This window comes from Neogemmobacter tilapiae, assembly GCF_014652215.1.
GTDB classification, from domain to species: domain Bacteria; phylum Pseudomonadota; class Alphaproteobacteria; order Rhodobacterales; family Rhodobacteraceae; genus Neogemmobacter; species Neogemmobacter tilapiae.
The window spans coordinates 208,758-225,460 of the sequence record NZ_BMYJ01000003.1 but is presented as its reverse complement, the minus strand read 5'-3'; the positions used below and the strand labels follow the sequence as shown (position 1 = coordinate 225,460).

General features: G+C 62.5%; 18 protein-coding genes. 1 reads left to right on the top strand and 17 read right to left on the bottom strand.

Going from position 1 to position 16,703, the window contains the following annotated elements; translation table 11 throughout:
* The first annotated feature begins 9 nt into the window (after nucleotides 1-9).
* Entirely contained in the window at nucleotides 10-894 is an 885-nt protein-coding gene (locus IE095_RS06105) for a LysR family transcriptional regulator (RefSeq protein ID WP_189410735.1), read from the top strand.
* A gap of 8 nt (nucleotides 895-902) precedes the next feature.
* Here the strand turns inward: IE095_RS06105 and IE095_RS06100 are convergent, their stop codons facing one another.
* The 17 genes from IE095_RS06100 to IE095_RS06020 form a co-directional block, all read right to left on the bottom strand.
* On the bottom strand, nucleotides 903-1,919 hold the full coding sequence (locus IE095_RS06100) for an ABC transporter ATP-binding protein (protein WP_189410734.1): 1,017 nt from the start codon (nucleotides 1,917-1,919) through the stop codon (nucleotides 903-905).
* Entirely contained in the window at nucleotides 1,916-3,799 is a 1,884-nt protein-coding gene (locus IE095_RS06095) for a glycoside hydrolase family 127 protein (RefSeq protein WP_189410733.1), read from the bottom strand. The genes IE095_RS06100 and IE095_RS06095 overlap by 4 nt, the downstream gene beginning before the upstream one ends.
* 19 nt (nucleotides 3,800-3,818) lie before the next feature.
* Entirely contained in the window at nucleotides 3,819-4,823 is a 1,005-nt protein-coding gene (locus IE095_RS06090; protein WP_189410732.1) for a LacI family DNA-binding transcriptional regulator, read from the bottom strand.
* Nucleotides 4,820-5,680 carry a carbohydrate ABC transporter permease gene (locus tag IE095_RS06085; protein ID WP_189410731.1) on the bottom strand — a complete coding sequence of 287 codons (861 nt, stop codon included), beginning with the start codon at nucleotides 5,678-5,680 and terminating at the stop codon, nucleotides 4,820-4,822. Before IE095_RS06085 ends, IE095_RS06090 begins: the two co-directional genes overlap by 4 nt.
* A complete protein-coding gene (locus tag IE095_RS06080; RefSeq protein ID WP_189410730.1) occupies nucleotides 5,677-6,549 on the bottom strand; it encodes a carbohydrate ABC transporter permease in 873 nt (290 codons plus the stop codon). Before IE095_RS06080 ends, IE095_RS06085 begins: the two co-directional genes overlap by 4 nt.
* A 49-nt stretch (nucleotides 6,550-6,598) precedes the next feature.
* A complete protein-coding gene (locus IE095_RS06075) occupies nucleotides 6,599-7,846 on the bottom strand; it encodes an ABC transporter substrate-binding protein (protein ID WP_189410729.1) in 1,248 nt (415 codons plus the stop codon).
* A 170-nt stretch (nucleotides 7,847-8,016) separates the two neighbouring features.
* Complete coding sequence (gene thiD / locus IE095_RS06070; protein ID WP_189410728.1) at nucleotides 8,017-8,778, bottom strand: bifunctional hydroxymethylpyrimidine kinase/phosphomethylpyrimidine kinase; 762 nt, start codon at nucleotides 8,776-8,778, stop codon at nucleotides 8,017-8,019.
* Nucleotides 8,771-9,667: a HesA/MoeB/ThiF family protein gene (locus tag IE095_RS06065; RefSeq protein ID WP_189410727.1), complete on the bottom strand. Its 897-nt coding sequence runs from the start codon at nucleotides 9,665-9,667 to the stop codon at nucleotides 8,771-8,773. Before IE095_RS06065 ends, thiD begins: the two co-directional genes overlap by 8 nt.
* Nucleotides 9,657-10,232, bottom strand: a complete 576-nt coding sequence (locus IE095_RS06060) for a thiamine phosphate synthase (protein WP_229804573.1) — start codon at nucleotides 10,230-10,232, stop codon at nucleotides 9,657-9,659. The genes IE095_RS06065 and IE095_RS06060 overlap by 11 nt, the downstream gene beginning before the upstream one ends.
* A gap of 23 nt (nucleotides 10,233-10,255) precedes the next feature.
* Nucleotides 10,256-11,017 (bottom strand): thiazole synthase, encoded by a 762-nt coding sequence (locus IE095_RS06055; protein ID WP_189410725.1) that lies wholly within the window; start codon nucleotides 11,015-11,017, stop codon nucleotides 10,256-10,258.
* A gap of 1 nt (nucleotide 11,018) precedes the next feature.
* Entirely contained in the window at nucleotides 11,019-11,180 is a 162-nt protein-coding gene (gene thiS, locus IE095_RS06050; protein ID WP_373295395.1) for a sulfur carrier protein ThiS, read from the bottom strand.
* Nucleotides 11,181-11,202: 22 nt separating this feature from the next.
* Nucleotides 11,203-12,117, bottom strand: a complete 915-nt coding sequence (locus tag IE095_RS06045) for an FAD-dependent oxidoreductase (RefSeq protein WP_189410723.1) — start codon at nucleotides 12,115-12,117, stop codon at nucleotides 11,203-11,205.
* The gene (gene thiC, locus IE095_RS06040) at nucleotides 12,114-13,916 is read right to left on the bottom strand and encodes a phosphomethylpyrimidine synthase ThiC (protein ID WP_189410722.1); all 1,803 of its coding nucleotides are present in this window, start codon (nucleotides 13,914-13,916) and stop codon (nucleotides 12,114-12,116) included. The genes IE095_RS06045 and thiC overlap by 4 nt, the downstream gene beginning before the upstream one ends.
* A gap of 396 nt (nucleotides 13,917-14,312) precedes the next feature.
* Nucleotides 14,313-15,704, bottom strand: a complete 1,392-nt coding sequence (locus tag IE095_RS06035) for an FAD/NAD(P)-binding protein (protein WP_189410721.1) — start codon at nucleotides 15,702-15,704, stop codon at nucleotides 14,313-14,315.
* Nucleotides 15,701-15,865 carry a hypothetical protein gene (locus IE095_RS06030; RefSeq protein ID WP_189410720.1) on the bottom strand — a complete coding sequence of 55 codons (165 nt, stop codon included), beginning with the start codon at nucleotides 15,863-15,865 and terminating at the stop codon, nucleotides 15,701-15,703. Before IE095_RS06030 ends, IE095_RS06035 begins: the two co-directional genes overlap by 4 nt.
* A 28-nt stretch (nucleotides 15,866-15,893) precedes the next feature.
* Nucleotides 15,894-16,046 carry a hypothetical protein gene (locus IE095_RS06025; RefSeq protein WP_189410719.1) on the bottom strand — a complete coding sequence of 51 codons (153 nt, stop codon included), beginning with the start codon at nucleotides 16,044-16,046 and terminating at the stop codon, nucleotides 15,894-15,896.
* Nucleotides 16,043-16,612, bottom strand: a complete 570-nt coding sequence (locus IE095_RS06020; RefSeq protein WP_189410718.1) for an RBBP9/YdeN family alpha/beta hydrolase — start codon at nucleotides 16,610-16,612, stop codon at nucleotides 16,043-16,045. Before IE095_RS06020 ends, IE095_RS06025 begins: the two co-directional genes overlap by 4 nt.
* Between the last annotated feature and the right edge of the window lie 91 nt (nucleotides 16,613-16,703).

The window sequence follows — 16,703 nt, the reverse complement described above, 5'->3', positions numbered from 1 at the left end:
AGGGTGCCGATGGATCGCAAAGATCTGAACGATATGCTTTGGTTCATGGCCGTCGCGGAGGAACAGAGTTTCACCCGGGCGGCGGCGCGGTTGGGCACGTCGCAATCAACCCTAAGCCATGTGATCCGCGCGTTGGAAACTCGTCTGGGCCTTCGGCTTTTGTCGCGCACCACCCGCAGCGTCGCCCCGACCGAGGCGGGTGAGCGGCTTTTGCGCACCCTAGCCCCGCGCATCGACGAGATCGAAAGCGAAGTCGATGCCCTGATGACCCTGCGGGACAGACCGACGGGTCAGGTACGGATCACCCTGTCCGATCACGCCTTTCATTGGATTGTCTGGCCCAAACTGCGGCCGATGTTGCAAGCCTATCCCGACATCCGCGTGGAGCTGTTTCTGGACAACGGTTTTCGCAACATCGTGGAAGAGCGTTTTGATGCGGGGGTGCGGCTGGGGGAAAGCCTAGATCAAGACATGATCGCGGTGCGGATCAGCCCAGACTGGCGCTTGGTCGCCGTTGCGGCACCTGAATACTTTGAACGGCATCCGAAACCGCAGGTGCCGCATGATCTTGTGAACCATGACTGCATCAACCACCGCCAGACCACCTCGGGCGGGCTTTATGCTTGGGAGTTTGAAAAGGACGGGCAGGAATTGCGCGTGCGCGTCAACGGTCAGCTGACCTTTAACAGCACCTCGGCCATGCGAGACGCGCTGTGTCATGGCTTGGGACTGGGCTACGTTCCCGAAGATGTGGTGGCTGAGGACTTGCATCGGGGAAGGTTGGTGCAGGTTCTGGACGATTGGTCTCCACGTTTCACCGGCTATCACCTGTATTATCCCAGCCGCCGCCAAAATTCGGCGGCGCTGTCGCTGGTCATTAACACGCTGCGATAGGGCAGGGGTCAGACCCGATGCCCCGTCGCGTCGAACAGAAAGGCCCGACCCGGCTCCAGCGCTAGACCAACGGTTTCGCCGAGGCGCGCCGTGGCATGGCCCGGCGCTTGGGCGCAGACGGGCCCGGCGGGGGTTTCGACATGGATCAGGGTTTGATTGCCCAAGCGTTCCACCAGCCGCACCGAGCCATGCAGCGGGGCGTCCGGCGCGGTCAGCTGCACATGTTCGGGGCGGATGCCCACTTCCTGCGCGCCTGCGGGCCGCAGGGCAGGGGGCAGGGCTGCCACGTTCAGAAAGCTCATCGCGGGATTGCCGATGAAACCCGCGACAAAGCGGTTGGCGGGATTGTCATACAGTTCCATCGGTGTGCCGACCTGCTGCACCTGACCCGCGCTCATCACGACGATCTTGTCGGCCATTGTCATCGCCTCGACCTGATCATGGGTGACATAGATCATCGTGGCCCCAATCTGGCGGTGCAGGTTCGACAGTTCGATCCGCATCTGGACGCGCAGCAAAGCGTCCAGATTGGAGAGCGGTTCATCGAACAGAAAGACCTGCGGATCGCGCACCAAGGCGCGGCCAATGGCCACCCTTTGCCGCTGCCCGCCAGACAGGGCCGCAGGCTTGCGGTCCAGCAGTTGGTCTAGCTGCAAAAGGGCAGCCGCCTCAGCGGCCTTTGCCAGACGTTTGGCCTTGGGAACGCCCGCCGCCTCGAGCGAAAAGGCGATGTTTTCGGCCACCGACATATGCGGGTAAAGCGCGTAAGACTGGAACACCATCGCGATTTGCCTGTCGGAGGGTTCCAGCATGGTGACATCGCGGCCTGCGATTTCGATCCGGCCGGAAGTCGCCTCTTCCAGCCCGGCGATCAGCCGCAGCAGGGTGGATTTGCCGCAGCCCGAAGGCCCCAGCAAAGCACAGAATTCGCCCTTTTCCACGGAAAGCTGGATGTCCTTTAACGCCTGAAACGCGCCAAAGTGCTTTTCCAGCGATGTCAGACGGACATGGGCCTGATCCGTCATTCGCGCACCCAGACCTGCATGGCGTTGGCCCCCCGGTTGCACCAGATGTAATAGGGCACGGCTGTCAGTTTGGCGGGTGTCTCAGTTGGTGGGGTGTCGCTATACAACGCTGGACTGTCCACCAGACCCAGACCTTCGGCTTCGATCAGGCTGATGCCGCCCAGAAGGTCGGGCGCAAACCGCGCCGACAGCGTGGCCGTACGGGGCAGGCGCAGGCGCGACAGGGGCAGGGTCTGATCGATCTGTTCCAAGCAATAGACCAAAGGCCCACGGCGCAGGGCGACACGGCCGACATCCACCTTGACTTCGGGGTTGGCCCAAGAACGTTCAGCTTGCATCGGCAGGTTCAGGTCAATCACATCGCCCTTGGCCCAAGCGCGGGTGATCCGCGCATAGCCGCGTTCGGGCTTGACCGGCACAGACGCGCCATTGACCGCCAGTGTCGCGCCCTTGCACCAAGCCGGAATCCGCAGGGAAAGCGTGAAGCCGCCCGTTCCTTCCGGTTCCACCGCCACCCGGATCGCCCCATCCCATGGGTAGTTCGACGTTTCAGTCAGCGTCACCTGCCCGCCGGCCACCGGCAGCGTCGCCGAAGCGCCGCCATACAGGTGGATCGCCACTTCACGTTCTGCCAAGCCAAAGACATAGCCCCCGATGCTGGCCACCAGACGTGCCACGTTCATCGTGCAGCAGGGGCAAGGATGCCAATCCCAGCGGCGGTGGGTGCCGTCGCTTTCCAGCTTGTTGTCATAGAAATACTGGGTTCCATCCCGCGAAAGCCCGGCCAGCGAATTGTTGTAAAGCGCCAGTTCCAGCATATCGGCATACTGGCCATCCAAATCGAGGTTCAGCATCCGCGCCGCCCAGAACACCATCGCCACCGAAGCGCAGGTTTCGGCATAGGCAGTGTCGTTCGGCAGATCGTAATCCAGCGTAAAGCCTTCGTTGCTGGCCGAGGGGCCAAAGCCGCCGGTGACATACATCCGCGTTTCGGTCACGTCGCGCCACAGCACCTCGCAGGCCCGTTTCAGCGCGGCATCGCCATGTTCGGCGGCAAGATCCGCCATCGCGGTGTACATATACATCGCCCGCACGGCATGGCCTACCACCTTGGTCTGTTCGCGCACCGGGATATGCGATTGCGAATATTCATAGGTGCCTTGGCCATAGTCGCTGGGCTTTTGCCCGCGCGCTTGCGCCTCGATGTCAAAGTAATGCGGCTGCGCGCCGCGTTCGTCGATGAAGTAGGTGGCCAGATCCAGAAACTTGCGTTTGCCCGTCGCCTGCCAGGCCTTGACCAGCGCCAGTTCCACCTCTTGGTGGCCACAATAGCCGCGTTTCTGCCCCGGACCGCGCCCGAAAACGCTGGCCACATGGTCCATATAGCGTTCCATCACCACCAGCAGACGGTCTTTGCCCGTCGCATGGAAATAGGCGACCGCGCCTTCTAGGAGGTGCCCGGCGTTGTACAGTTCGTGGTTGTCGCGCAGGTTGGTCCAGCGGTTTTCCGGCTCGCGTTCCTGATACCAGCAATTCAGATAGCCATCGGGGGCCTGCGCCTTTTCCAGATCATCGGTGATCGCCTCGATCTGCGCCTCGACCACCGGGTCGCGGCGATGGGACAGGGCATAGGACGCGGCTTCGATCCATTTGCCGATGTCGCTGTCCCAGAAAATCTCGGTCGTGAAACCATCAGGCTTGCGCGGAATGGTCAGCGGCGGCACCGGCTGCGGCAGTTTCAGCGACCGCAGCATGTTGTGCTTTTCCAACTGCGCATATTGGCTGGGGATGGTCTTGGTCAGCACGGTTTCCAACCGTTCCGACCAGAACGGCCCGTTGATCTTGACCTGCGAGAAGGGGACAGAGGCATAGGTGCGCATGGAAACTCCTGTGAATGCGTCAGGCGCTGTCGCGCAGCACAAGGCTGCAGGGCAGGCGAATGGTGCCGGATTGGGGGGTGCCGCGGATCATCTGTACCATGCGGCGGCCGGTTTCGGCCCCCAGCTCGCGCAGATTCATATCGACTGAGGTCAGGGGCGGGCGGCAGGCCTCGACCATGACCTTCCAATTGTCAAAGCCGACCAAGGCCACATCTTCGGGCACGCGCAGACCGCTTTCGCGCAGGGCATCGGCGGCGCCACGGGCGATCCGATCGTTGCCGCAAAGAATGGCATCCGGGCGAAAGGGACCGACCATCAATTCGGTGGTCAAGGCGCGACCATGCGCCTCGGACCATTCGCCGTGCAGGATGGGGCCGGGGGGCAGACCCGCCTGGGCCAAGGCCGCAAGCCAGCCCTTTTGCCGCAGACGCACCGCCTCAAAATGATCGGGGCCTGTGACATGGGCAATCCGCTTGCGGCCTGATTGGATCAGATGGCTGACGGCGGTAAAAGCCCCGCCTTCATCATCGGGCAAAAGCGTCAGATCATCGGGATCATCCGAGTGTGAAAACACATAGATCACCGGCAGGCCAATGCCCTGCAAATCGACCGCAGGGCGGCGGTCGGCCCGGCGGGACGTCACCACGATTCCGTCAATCTGTTTCGCCAGTAACTGTTCCAGATGCGCCTTTTCGCGTTCGGCATCATCCGTCGCATTGCACATGAAAACGCCCATGCCGTTTTCGGACAGTACCCCCTCCAACCCCTCCATGATGGGCATGGTGAAACGTCCGAAACTGTCATTGGAGATCAGCCCCACCGTGCCCGACAACCCGGTGTGCAGACTTTTCGCCAGCACGTTTGGGCGAAAATTCAACGCCTTGACCGCCGCCAGCACCTTTTCCCGCGTCGCGGGGGCCAGTGACCCGGTGTTGTTCAACGCCTTGGACACGGTGCCAATCGACACCCCCGCCGCCCGCGCCACATCATGGATCGTTACAGGACCATTCCGCCCATCACTCATTTCACTGCCCCCGCCAAAAGCCCCGAAACATAATATTTCTGCAAGGCAAGATAGACGGCCAGACAGGGCAAAATCGAGACGATGACCGAGGCTTGTAAAGCACCCCAATCCACAGCGCCAAAATCCCCTGACACAACGCCAGTCAGCATGATCGGCACGGTAAAGGCACTTTCGGTGTTCATCAGGATCAGGGCCCCAATGAATTCGTTCCAGCTGGCGATAAAGGCGAACAGTGCCACCGTGACCATGCCGGGCATCGCGAGCGGCATGAACACACGGCGCAGCTGGAACGCGGTTGAGGCTCCATCGACACGCGCCGCTTCCTCCAATTCCTTGGGGATCGCCTCAAAACTGTTGCGCATGAGATAGACGGAAAAGGGCAGTTGCAGCACGGCGTGCAGGATCGCCAGACCCAAGGGGCTGGCGGTTAGGCCCAGTTTGGAAAACATCAGGAACATCGGCACCAAAAGCGCCTGATAGGGCACCATCATCGAGGCGAGGATGATCAGGAACAGCACCTCTTTCCCCGGCACGGGAAAGCGGGCCAGGGCGAAACCGGCCGGCACCGACAGCGCCAGACAGATGACAATTGCCATGCCCGCCACCACGGCCGAGTTCTTTACATAGACCCAGATGCCTTGCTGATATTCCGCCACCTTGCGGTAATTCTCTAGGCTCAGGGACGAGGGCAGATAGCTGGGCGGCGTGGCCGAGGTTTCTGCCAAGGGCCGCAGCGATGCCAGTGTAGACATGACCAAAGGCAGCAGCATCAGCGCGATGACGGCAATGCAGATGGCGGTGATCAGCCAGCCATGGGCGCGGCGTTTCAGCGGGCGGGCGGGCAGGGCGATGGTCATGCTTTGCCCCGCGATTGCAGCGTTAATTGCAGCGCCGTCATCGCCATGATGACCAGCATCAGGATGACCGACAAAGCCGCGCCATAGCCCAGATCAAAGCGCACGAAACTGTTCTGATAAATCCAGTAGACCGAGGTAAAGGTCTTACCGCGCGGCCCGCCCCCCGTCATCAGGTAGAATTGGTCAAAGGCCAGCATCGAACCAATCACCGACAGCACCGTCGCCATCAGGATCGACCGCAGCGCCAAGGGCAGGATGATCCGCCGCACGCGCAGCCAAAGGCTGGCCCCGTCGATCCGTGCCGCCTCGAACAGGTCGGAAGGGATGGACTGGATGCCCGCCATGATCAGGATCATGCCAAAGCCCACCACCTTCCATGTCACCGAAATGATCACCGCAATCATCGCCGTATCAACCTTGCGGAACCAGACCAGTGGTTGCGAAAGAATGTTCAGATCCACCAGCAAACGGTTGAACAGCCCAACCTGTTGGTCAAACAGCCAGAACCACAGCAGGCTGGAAGAAGCCAAGCCAATAACCACCGGCAGAAAGGTGACGGTCCGCGTCACCCGCCGCAGCGGTGTGTTCGGGGACACAAGCAAGGCCAGCGCAAAGCCTAGGCCCATCAGGATGGGGGTCAGGATCACGGTGTAAAGCAGGGTAAAGCGAAAGGCCGCCCAGAATTTCGGATCGTTGAAGGCGGTGGTGTAATTCTTGAACCCGACCCATTCGCCGCCGCCCAAAAGCGAGGTGGAGGTGAAGGACAGCCAGACCAGATGGACCATCGGCCACAGCACAAAGACGCTGACGAACAGCAGCGTCGGCGACAACCACGCCAGCCCCACCCATCCGTTCCGCTTGATCTTCATCGCCATCCCCTTTGAAAAGGGCCGCCCCGCAAAGGGGCGACCCGATGCCTTAGCGCTGCACGATCGCCATCATCTCGGCGCGGGCGGTTTCAATGGCGCCATCGACATCGCCATCAAAGATCGCCGTTTGCAGCATGGTGATCCAAGGAGAGCTGTCCGAGTTCACCATATCGGCAAAGTGGAACACCCACGGCACATAGCCAGCGGCCAAGGCCTGCGCCGTCACCTGAACCTTGGGGTTCTGGGCGTATTCGTTGTCGGCCAGATCGGTGCGGGTGGTCAGGATCGAATTCTTGGCGAGACCTTCCAACTGCGCCTCGTCCGACAGAACCCAGGTCACGAATTCCCGCGCCGCCGCTTCGTTTTTGCCGTTCGCCGGGATCGCCACCACGTCACCGCCGACAAAGCCCGAGACTTGCCCCGGTTCCAACCCCGGCAGTAGTGTGAGGCCATAGTCGAAATCGGGATGTTCCCGCTCCATCAGGCTGATCAGAAAACCGCCGGTGCCCGCGATGCCGATATTGCCGCCCACAAAGGCTGACACGAAATTCGCGCCTGTATCGACTTCGGCGCTTTCGGGGATCAGACCCTCCTCCCACATCGCCTTATAGGTTTCCAGGACGACCTTGATCGCCTCACCATCCAGCGCCGTATCGTTCGCGTCTTTCGGCAGGATCTTGGCCCCACCCGCCACCATCAGGGGCGAGGTCACAAAGATATTGCAGCCGGGGCAAGAGCCCGAGAAGTAGAAGCCATAGGTATCCGGCCCGATGGCGCGGATTTTCGTGGCCATTTCGTGAATTTCCGCAATGGTCTGCGGCGGCTTTTCCGGGTCAAGCCCGGCCTGACGGAACAGATCCTTGTTCCAGGCCAGCACCGACACATCGGGGGTAAAGCCCACGCCAAAGGTCTTGCCCTCATAGGTGGCAATGTCCTTATAGGCTTGGATATGAGTCGCATAGTTCCCATCGGCGGCCAGTTGTTCTGTCAGATCTGTCAGCAGCCCCGCCTTCATGAAGTCGGGCATATAGATCAGGTCGAACGACACCAGATCCGGCGCATCGCCCGTTTGCGAACTGGTCGCCAGTTTGGTGACAAGCTGGTTGTCGGGAATCGCGGTCAGCGTGATTTTGTTATCATGCGTGCTGTTCCACAGGTTCACCATCAGGGTGCCCGGATCAGCCGCACTTTCGCGCACCCACATGGTCAGGTCTTCGGCCATCAGCGGTGTTGCCGTGGCCAGCGCCAAGGCACAAGTCATCAATCCCCGGCCAAACCGGGGGAGCATGGTCTTCATGGCATATCCTCCCATACCGCCCGGTTCGCCCGGCGGCGTTTCTCCCATTTGCGGTCCGGTTTCGCCGGGCAAGACACCACCGCCACCAAAACCCGCCCTCCTGCGAGATTTGGCTTGAAAGCTGCGATTCTGCGATCGGAAAACCTTTTCCTACCTTAGAAATGCGCGAATCATGCCGAGCTGTCAACGGATTTGTCGTGGCAATCGACGGCAGGTACTATCGACGAAAGATAGGTGCCCACCGCCAGCTTTGCCTTTCGCGCCGCCGCTTCCAACGACAATCCCTGCGCTAAGCCGCACGCCAAAGCGGTCGCCAATGTGCAACCCGTGCCACGTCGGCTTTGACGCTGGCGCGGGGCGGGTAGGGTCAGCGCCGGACAGTTTGGCTGAAAAAGATAGTCGGTGCTTGTATGGCCTGCGCCGTGCCCGTCTTTGACAAGGACAGCGATGGGCCAAGCCCTTGCCAAGGATTCGGCCAGTTCGGCCGATTGTGGTTGGGGCTGTCCCGACAGAAGCGCAAGTTCAGGCAGGTTGGGTGTTAGAACCGAAACTTTGGGGATCATGCGACGGAGACACAGCAGGCCGGACGGATCAAGCAGGCTGTGGCCCGACGTGCTGCTGAGTACCGGATCCAGTACAATGGGACAATTGGGTAAGGCGGCCTCGACCGCCCGGACAATCCCGGCGTTGCCAAGCATTCCGATCTTGACGGCGGCAATAGGCCCAGCCTCGACGGCTGCCACGATCTGGGCCGCGATCATGGTGGGATTGGTGAAGTTGACGGACCGCACACCGCAATCATTTTGCGCGGTTAGTGCAGTAACTACGACCCGCACCGAGAGTCCCAGTGACAGCGCGGTGGCGTGATCGCGCAAGAGACCGGCCCCGGCGCCTGAATCGATGCCGCCGATGAGAAGCAGGGTTTCAGTCATCGCCAAGGGCCAGAAGGGCGATGTCGGGATGGGACAGCGTTTCGGCCATGCGCCAAGCGCGCAAGCCGCTGCGGCAAGCCAGAATAAGCCGTGCCTTGGGCAGGATATGGGGCAGGGTCTGGTGGCGGAGGTCGATGAACATGTCGCCGGATCGCCGGGATCGGGGGCCGATGAAGGGGATGGAACGCTCTGGTTCGGGAGCTTCGTCAAAGCGGAAACTGTCGAAACGCGCCGTGGCGAAATCGAGCGTGAGCATTCGGCCAATGGGCGAAGGTGCGAGACGAAGGATATGGGCCAGCGCCATTTGGGCCAAAGCTGTGCCGAGCATCATGGGGACCGGCCCAAGAACCCCTGCCGTGTCACAGGTGGCGCCCGCGTTCGGCGGTTCGGGAAAGACGGCGCGATAAGACGGCCCACCGCCGCAAAAGCCGCCGGCATAACCCGCCAATCCAACGGCCGAGGCACTGAACAGCGGCTGGTCGGTGCTGCGGGCATGGTCGGAGAGGGCATAGGTGACGGCGAAACTGTCGGCACCGTCGATCAGCAGGTCTTGGGATCGGGCCAGATCGGGCAGGTTGTCGGGCGTCAATCGGGTCATCACCGGCATGACCTGCACATCCGGGTTCTGGGCCATGGCGCGCTGGGCCGCGACTTGGACCTTGGGCTGGCCGATGTCACCGGGAAGGTACAGTAACTGACGATGTAGGTTCGTGGCCTCGACCACATCGGGATCGACCAGGGTAATCCGTCCGACCCCCGCCCCGGCCAGCGCCGAAAGACAGGGACAGCCAAGGCCCCCCGCTCCGACGATCAGGACACGGGCGGCCGCCAGCCGCGCCTGTCCGTCGGCCCCGACGCCGGGGAGGATCATCTGGCGATTATAGCGCATCGCAGGCCCCGCGCCATTCGGCCACACGGCCGGCAGCGTCTTCGGCCGTCACCAAATCCGTCACCACCGCCGCCACATCCGCCCCGGCCGCAAAGACCCCCGGCAGGCGTTCGGGGGTCAACCCGCCAATTGCCACCAAGGGTTTTGATCCAACAGCCGCCTTCCATCGGGTGAGTTTTTCCAACCCCTGTGGGGCCCAAGGCATCACCTTGAGCCGGGTTTCATAGATGGGACCAAGCGCGATATAGGCCGGGTCATGTGACAAGGCGCGGTCCAACTCGGCCTCGTCATGGGTCGAAAGACCAAAGGCGATGCTCGCCCGCCGGATCGCCGTAAAGTCGGCTGTGGCCATATCCTCTTGCCCCAGATGCACCGCCTTGATCCCAAGGTCGATGGCCAGTTTCCAATGGTCGTTCAGCACCAGTTCCGCCCCCGCCCTGTCGCAAATCTCCTGCGCCCTAAGGGCTTGATCTCGCAGGATATCAGGCGTGAAACCCTTGGCACGCAGTTGCACCATCCGCGCGCCAAGACCCACGACCCGCGTGACCCAAACGGCATCCGGCATCACAGGATAAAATCGCGAAAGCCTCATCCCAGCACCGCCAATCCGAAGACGGGGGTGGAGGGTTCGGCCATGTCGCGCGGAGCGACGATGCCCGCGTGATAGGCCGCCTGCCCCGCCCCGACCGCCCCGGCCAAGGCCCCGGCCATCGCCACCGGATCGCCTGCCAAGGCGACGGCGGTATTCGTCAGAACGCCATCAAAGCCCATCTCCATCACCTGCGCCGCGTGGCTGGGGGCACCGATCCCTGCATCAACGATCAGCGGGACGCCGGGAAAATGCGCCCGCATGGCCCGCAGGGCATCCGGGTTGCGCAGGCCCTGACAGGTGCCGATGGGCGCGCCCCAAGGCATCAGAACCTGACAGCCCGCCTCCAGCAGCCTTTCCCCAACGATCAGATCGTCGGTGGTGTAGGGAAAGACCTTGAACCCTTCTGCACACAGCACTTTTGCGGCCTGAACGGTCTGGAACACATCCGGTTGCAGGCTGTCGGCGTTTCCGATCACCTCTAACTTTAACCAATCTGTTTGAAACACTTCCCGCGCCATGCGGGCGGTGGTGATCGCCTCGGCGACCGAATGGCAGCCTGCCGTGTTGGGCAGCACCCTTGCCCCGCTTTGCGCCAGAAGGTCGCGGAAGGCCCCACCGCCAGCCCCTTCGCGGCGGAGGCTGACGGTGATCACCTCGGCCTGTGCCGTTTGGATGGCCTGCAACAGGATCGCGGGGGATGGATAACGCGCAGTGCCCAGAAAGAGCGGTGTTTTAACCTTTGTGCCGTAGACCTGCATCTTAACCTCCTTGCATGGGTGACAAAACTTCCAGCCGGTCGCCTTCAGCCAGCAGTCGGTCGCGGGCATGGGCGGCAAGGAAATGACCGTTCAGGGCCGTCGCGATGCCTTTGGTCGGAAAGCCAAGATTTGCCAGAGCGATAGCGACGGTTGTTGGTGGCATTTCGTGACTTTGGCCATTCACCTCAATCCGCATGGGCCATCCCCCCGATCAGAGCATCGGCCAGTTCCTGAGCCAGAACCGGGGCCAGCAGAAAGCCGTGGCGGTAAAGCCCGTTCAGATGCCAAACCCCACCCCAACGTTCCACACGCGGCAGGTTGTCGGCAAAGGCCGGGCGCAGCCCCGCGCCGGTTTTCAGCACCCGCGCTTCGGCAAAGGCGGGATGCAGGGCATAGGCGGCGTTCAAAAGATCGATCACCGAACGCGCCGTCACCGGGCCGGGATCGTCGCTTTCCAGCATCGTCGCCCCCAGCATAAAGATCCCATCGCCACGCGGCACGACATAAAGGGGCCAGCGCGGATGCAGCAGACGGATGGGGCGCGAAAGGTTGATGTCGGGCGCATGCAGCACCAGCATTTCCCCCCGCACCGCGCGCAGGGGCAGTTGGTCGCGCGCGGCGATGCCCCGACAATCGACGATCACGTCGCCTTGGCGGGGGTTTGGCGCAAGGGGCAGGCCCTGCCGCAGATGGGCCAAGGCTTTCACCGGGTCCAGATGCCCCTCATCCGCGAAGAACAGCGCCTGATCAAAGCGGTCGGCAAGGGCGGGTTCCAGATCACCCGCCGCGACGCTTTGATGCCCCAAGGTCCGCGCCGCAAAACGGGTCAATTCGCCCCGGTCGCGCCCCGTCGCCAGAACCAGCGTGCCGCGCCGCGCCACCCCCGGCACGCGCGCCACCCACCAGTCGAGCGCCGTTTTGCCGCGCTCAAGAACCTGCGGTGCCACCTCGGCCTCGCACCAAGGCGCGATCATGCCGCCAGCAAGGGTTGAGGCCCCTGCCCGCCCGTCATCACACAGCACCACATCCATGCCCCGCGCCGCAAGAACATGCGCCGCGCATAGGCCCGCGACACCGGCTCCCAAGATGCTGACCCTCATTCCGCGGCGTCCCTAGGCATGTAAAGCGCGCCGCCGTCGCGGTATTTCGCGGCCATCGCCTCCATGCCTTCTTTCTGCGCCTCGGCGCGGATGTCGTGGCTGATCTTCATCGAGCAGAATTTCGGCCCGCACATCGAACAGAAATGTGCCAGCTTATGCGCCTCTTTCGGCAGGGTTTCGTCGTGGAAGGCGCGGGCCGTGTCGGGGTCCAATCCGAGATTGAACTGATCTTCCCAGCGGAAATCAAACCGCGCGCGGGATAGGGCATCATCGCGGGCCTGCGCGCCGGGATGGCCCTTGGCCAGATCGGCGGCATGGGCGGCGATTTTATAGGTGATCACCCCGGTTTTCACGTCGTTTCGGTCGGGCAGGCCCAGATGTTCCTTGGGGGTGACATAGCAAAGCATCGCCGTGCCGAACCAACCGATCATCGCGGCGCCGATGGCGCTGGTGATATGGTCATAGCCCGGCGCGATGTCGGTGGTCAGCGGCCCGAGGGTGTAAAACGGGGCCTCGCCACAGGTGGCCAATTGCTTGTCCATATTGGCCTTGATCTTGTGCATAGCGACATGGCCCGGCCCTTCGATCATCACCTGACAATCCTTGGCCCAAGCGATCTGGGTTAGTTCCCCTAGAGTTTCCAGTTCGGCAAATTGGGCGGCATCATTGGCATCGGCGATGGATCCGGGGCGAAGGCCGTCACCCAAGGAAAAGGTCACGTCATAGGCGCGCATGATGTCGCAGATGTCGTCAAAGCGTTCGTAAAGGAAGGATTCGCGGTGATGGTGCAGGCACCATTTGGCCATGATCGACCCACCGCGCGAGACGATGCCGGTGACGCGGTTGGCGGTCAGGGGCACATAGCGCAGGCGGACCCCGGCGTGGATGGTAAAGTAATCGACGCCCTGTTCTGCCTGTTCGATCAGTGTGTCGCGGAAAACCTCCCATGTCAGGGCCTCGGCCACGCCGCCAACCTTTTCCAAGGCTTGATAAAGCGGCACGGTGCCAATGGGGACAGGGGCATTGCGCAGAATCCAGTCGCGAATGTTGTGGATGTTGCGCCCAGTGGACAGGTCCATCACGGTATCGGCACCCCAGCGGATGGCCCAGACCATCTTTTCGACCTCTTCCTCCATCCCCGAGGTAAGGGCGGAGTTGCCGATATTGGCGTTGATCTTGACCAGAAAATTGCGCCCGATGATCATCGGTTCCAGTTCGGGGTGGTTGATGTTGGCAGGGATGACCGCGCGGCCGCGGGCGATCTCGTCGCGCACGAATTCGGGCGTGACAAGGTCGGGGATGGAAGCACCAAAGTCATGACCGTCGCGGGGGGCAGCGGCGGTGCGGGCCATGTTTTCGCGGATGGCGACATATTCCATTTCGGGGGTGATGATGCCGGCACGGGCATAGGCAAGCTGGGTGGTGGTGCGGCCCGGTTGGGCCTTGAGCGGTGGGCGGGTGGTGGGGAAGACGGGGGCAAGCCGTTCGCCCGTGGCAAAGCCGTTGTCGGCGGGTTGAACGGGGCGGGGGGCATAGGGGGCCACATCGCCACGTGCGATCTGCCATTGGGCGCGTTGGGGGGGCAGGCCCTTGGCGATGTCGATCAGGGCGGCGGGTTCGGTATAGGGGCCAGAGGGGTCATAGACCGTGAGGGGTGGCTCGCCCGCCATAGCCGAAAGTGCAATCTGGCGCATGGCGACGCGGAGGTCGGGATGTATCTGGCCGGGGAGGTAGAGCTTTGAAGAACCGGGCAAGGGGCCGGTCGTCACCTTGGGGGTGAGGGGTTCGTGAATCGTCATGTCTGTTCCTTTCACAGCACAAAGACGACCCGTGATGAAAAGGCAGAAAGGGGCGACGTGACCCCAGATGGAGGGCCGCGACGGCCCAAAGGGCCATGGCGGCACCTTCGGTCTTCCTACGCCAGTCTCAACTGGGTCAGGTTCAAAGGGTCGCTTCACCGGGGTCCGAGTGATCGAAACCCCATCAGCCTCTCAGTCCCCTATGGCGGGACTCCCCTGACGTGGGGAATGGATAGGCGGGGGTTTGGGCGCTGTCAATCGGGGATTGTGGGGGGGGGGCAGGCCAGTCCGATTGGACGGAGCGCGAAAGCAGCAAGGCCGAACTTGCAGACCCGCTGCCGACTGGCCGCAGGGAAACGGGAAAAGCGGTCCTTGGGCCGAGTTGGGCTAGGCTGTCTAAACCCCGGCCCAAGCGAGATCGGCCGCCATATCCTGCGCCAGACGGGCGGTCTGTTCGCGAATATCGGGGATGGCGGTAATCTCCCAAAAGGCCGCGCGGGTGACTGGGCCTATCGCCTGCACGCGGGTCAGCGCCTCACCCGACCCCGGCAGCAGATGGCAGAAGCGGTCCACATCCAGCCCGATGCGCAGGGGGTCAATCCGCGCCCTGCCCCGCGCCAGAAGGTCGGCGAACAGCGGTGTCGCATTCCGTTCCGGATCATGACGGATGCCCCGGCAGTCGATCACCCGGCCTGCGGACAGGCGCACCGGCTGCGCCGCGCCATGATCACGCAAGACCACCACGGGCCCGCCATCCGGCCCCGCCTCGGTCGCCAGATAGGCGGCCCGGCGCAGGATCAACTGGCCCCGCGCCTTGGCCGCGCGCATTTCGGCATCAGATTCGGGCGGCATGCGGTGGCGATGCACATCCCAAAGCGTGGCGGCATGGCGCAGGAAACGCGCCCTTTCCGCCTGCGACCAAGCGCGCCAAATGCTGCGCACATGCGGGCGGATGGCATCGACAGCATCGCGCCATGTGCCACCCTGCGTTTTGGCACGGGCCGCCAGACCACGCGCCCAGAACAACATCCGACTGACCGAAGCCCCAAGTGGAATATCGGCGGGGCCAAGTGTCAGCGGATGCGTTGGCTTATGCGCACGGGGCAATTGCCCCCGGCGAGAAACGGTGACAACCTCGCCCCGATGGCCCGATTTCAGGATGGACAGCAGTTGATCCACCATCGACAGGCCCGAGCCGATGATGACGATACGCTGGTCGGCCTTGGTCGGGTCAAAAGCCTGCCAAGGCCCGGTCAAAAGGCCCTGCGGATCGGGTTCGGGCTGGACATGGCCGGTGGCGAGGATCAGCCGGTCGCCGATCAGGCTTTGCCCGTCCTCCAGATGCGCCACACAGCCGCGGGGGGTTTCGTCGATGCGCAGGCAGGTCTGGCGCACGCAGCGCAGCCGCCGTGCGGTGCCCTGCGCCTGTTGCCAGGGTTTCAGCAGATCCGCCAGATAGGCGCCATAGACCGCCCGGCTGACGAAAGACTGCCCCGTCTTGCCCTGCCCTTCGGGCTGTGCCTGCAACCAGCGCAAAAAATGTTGTGGATCATCGGGATAGGCGCTCATGTTCAAAACGCGCGTGTTCAGCAGATGGTCGGGATCGGTCGTCGAATAGGCGACACCGCAGCCCAACATGTGCCGCCCTTCGATGATGGTCACGCGGAACTGCGCCTCGCTTTGGGCCAGAAGATGGGCCGCCATCAAAACGCCGCTGGCCCCGCCCCCCACGATCAGCACATGGGGGCCGGGGCGATGGTCGGGGTCATGGGTCAGATGGTCTTTCATGGCATCGGCGCCATCAGCCAAAGACAGAACAAAGCGGCCAGAACCGTGCCATAGCCGATCAGCGCCAAGCGCAGCGAAAGGCCGGAAGCAGGGCTTTCCTGCGCCACAAGATCCTGGCCAAAGACTTGGGCAAAGGCGGGGTCAAAACGTCCGTCGATCATGTCCTGTTCCTTTCCTGAGTTGTCGAAGTCATTCTTTCAGCACGATGTCGCGCGGAGCATCGGGGGCCAGCACATGCGGGGCGATGACTGCCCCCATGGCTGCCAGATAGACCAGCGCAAACAGCGACAGGCCCAGCCAATCGGCGAAAGCGGGGCGCGTGGTGCGGAACAGCCGCGTCATCGCGCCACCCGCATTTCGCCACGGCCAAAGACCGAAACGGGGGTGGAGCGCAGGATCAGATCATCCCGCAGTTCCTTACCCTGTGCCCAGGGACCAAAGCCCGAATCGACGTTGATATGGCCGGAAAAGCCCATATCGACCAGATCAGAGCCCCAAGCCCGCGCCAGATGGGTGGCCCGCGAAAACGACATCCACGGGTCGTTGCGGCTGGCCACAACTGTCGTCGGAATGTCCATCCGCCGCTGCGGCAGGCTGCCGAACTGGGCAATGCGCTGCACGCCTTCGGTTTCGGCGGGGGCGACCAGCAAAGCGCCGCGCACCCGCAGATGCGGCCAAGTGGCCAAAAGACGCGCGATGAGCACCGCACCCAGCGAATGGCCAACCAGAATGCTGTCAGGATGGCGCAGGATCATACCGGCCAATTCAATCTCCCACACGGCGGGCACCGGGCGGTCGGGATCGGAGAGTTCGACCATGATGGCGTCATGTTCGCCTGCGGCCCACCATTGCTGCCAATGCGGCGCGGGGGATCCGTCAAGGCCGTGCACGATCAGGGTTTTCGTCATCTTTGCCTCCTGTCCGGGAATCGGTTCACCGTTATAATCTAGCAAGATTGTCGTGATTAAAGGTTCCAAACTTCCCAGTGGATTTAGAAGT

What these genes read in the sequence shown, in the direction of transcription:
- thiS (WP_373295395.1), bottom strand. Translation starts at nt 11,180, where the DNA reads ATGCCACCAACAACCGTCGCTATCGCTCTGGCAAATCTTGGCTTTCCG.
- IE095_RS06090 (WP_189410732.1), bottom strand. Translation starts at nt 4,823, where the DNA reads ATGAGTGATGGGCGGAATGGTCCTGTAACGATCCATGATGTGGCGCGG.
- IE095_RS06095 (WP_189410733.1), bottom strand. Translation starts at nt 3,799, where the DNA reads ATGCGCACCTATGCCTCTGTCCCCTTCTCGCAGGTCAAGATCAACGGG.
- IE095_RS06035 (WP_189410721.1), bottom strand. Translation starts at nt 15,704, where the DNA reads ATGAAAGACCATCTGACCCATGACCCCGACCATCGCCCCGGCCCCCAT.
- IE095_RS06100 (WP_189410734.1), bottom strand. Translation starts at nt 1,919, where the DNA reads ATGACGGATCAGGCCCATGTCCGTCTGACATCGCTGGAAAAGCACTTT.
- IE095_RS06080 (WP_189410730.1), bottom strand. Translation starts at nt 6,549, where the DNA reads ATGAAGATCAAGCGGAACGGATGGGTGGGGCTGGCGTGGTTGTCGCCG.
- IE095_RS06030 (WP_189410720.1), bottom strand. Translation starts at nt 15,865, where the DNA reads ATGATCGACGGACGTTTTGACCCCGCCTTTGCCCAAGTCTTTGGCCAG.
- IE095_RS06025 (WP_189410719.1), bottom strand. Translation starts at nt 16,046, where the DNA reads ATGACGCGGCTGTTCCGCACCACGCGCCCCGCTTTCGCCGATTGGCTG.
- thiD (WP_189410728.1), bottom strand. Translation starts at nt 8,778, where the DNA reads ATGACTGAAACCCTGCTTCTCATCGGCGGCATCGATTCAGGCGCCGGG.
- IE095_RS06045 (WP_189410723.1), bottom strand. Translation starts at nt 12,117, where the DNA reads ATGAGGGTCAGCATCTTGGGAGCCGGTGTCGCGGGCCTATGCGCGGCG.
- IE095_RS06075 (WP_189410729.1), bottom strand. Translation starts at nt 7,846, where the DNA reads ATGAAGACCATGCTCCCCCGGTTTGGCCGGGGATTGATGACTTGTGCC.
- IE095_RS06020 (WP_189410718.1), bottom strand. Translation starts at nt 16,612, where the DNA reads ATGACGAAAACCCTGATCGTGCACGGCCTTGACGGATCCCCCGCGCCG.
- IE095_RS06105 (WP_189410735.1), top strand. Translation starts at nt 10, where the DNA reads ATGGATCGCAAAGATCTGAACGATATGCTTTGGTTCATGGCCGTCGCG.
- IE095_RS06055 (WP_189410725.1), bottom strand. Translation starts at nt 11,017, where the DNA reads ATGCAGGTCTACGGCACAAAGGTTAAAACACCGCTCTTTCTGGGCACT.
- IE095_RS06060 (WP_229804573.1), bottom strand. Translation starts at nt 10,232, where the DNA reads ATGCCGGATGCCGTTTGGGTCACGCGGGTCGTGGGTCTTGGCGCGCGG.
- thiC (WP_189410722.1), bottom strand. Translation starts at nt 13,916, where the DNA reads ATGACGATTCACGAACCCCTCACCCCCAAGGTGACGACCGGCCCCTTG.
- IE095_RS06085 (WP_189410731.1), bottom strand. Translation starts at nt 5,680, where the DNA reads ATGACCATCGCCCTGCCCGCCCGCCCGCTGAAACGCCGCGCCCATGGC.
- IE095_RS06065 (WP_189410727.1), bottom strand. Translation starts at nt 9,667, where the DNA reads ATGCGCTATAATCGCCAGATGATCCTCCCCGGCGTCGGGGCCGACGGA.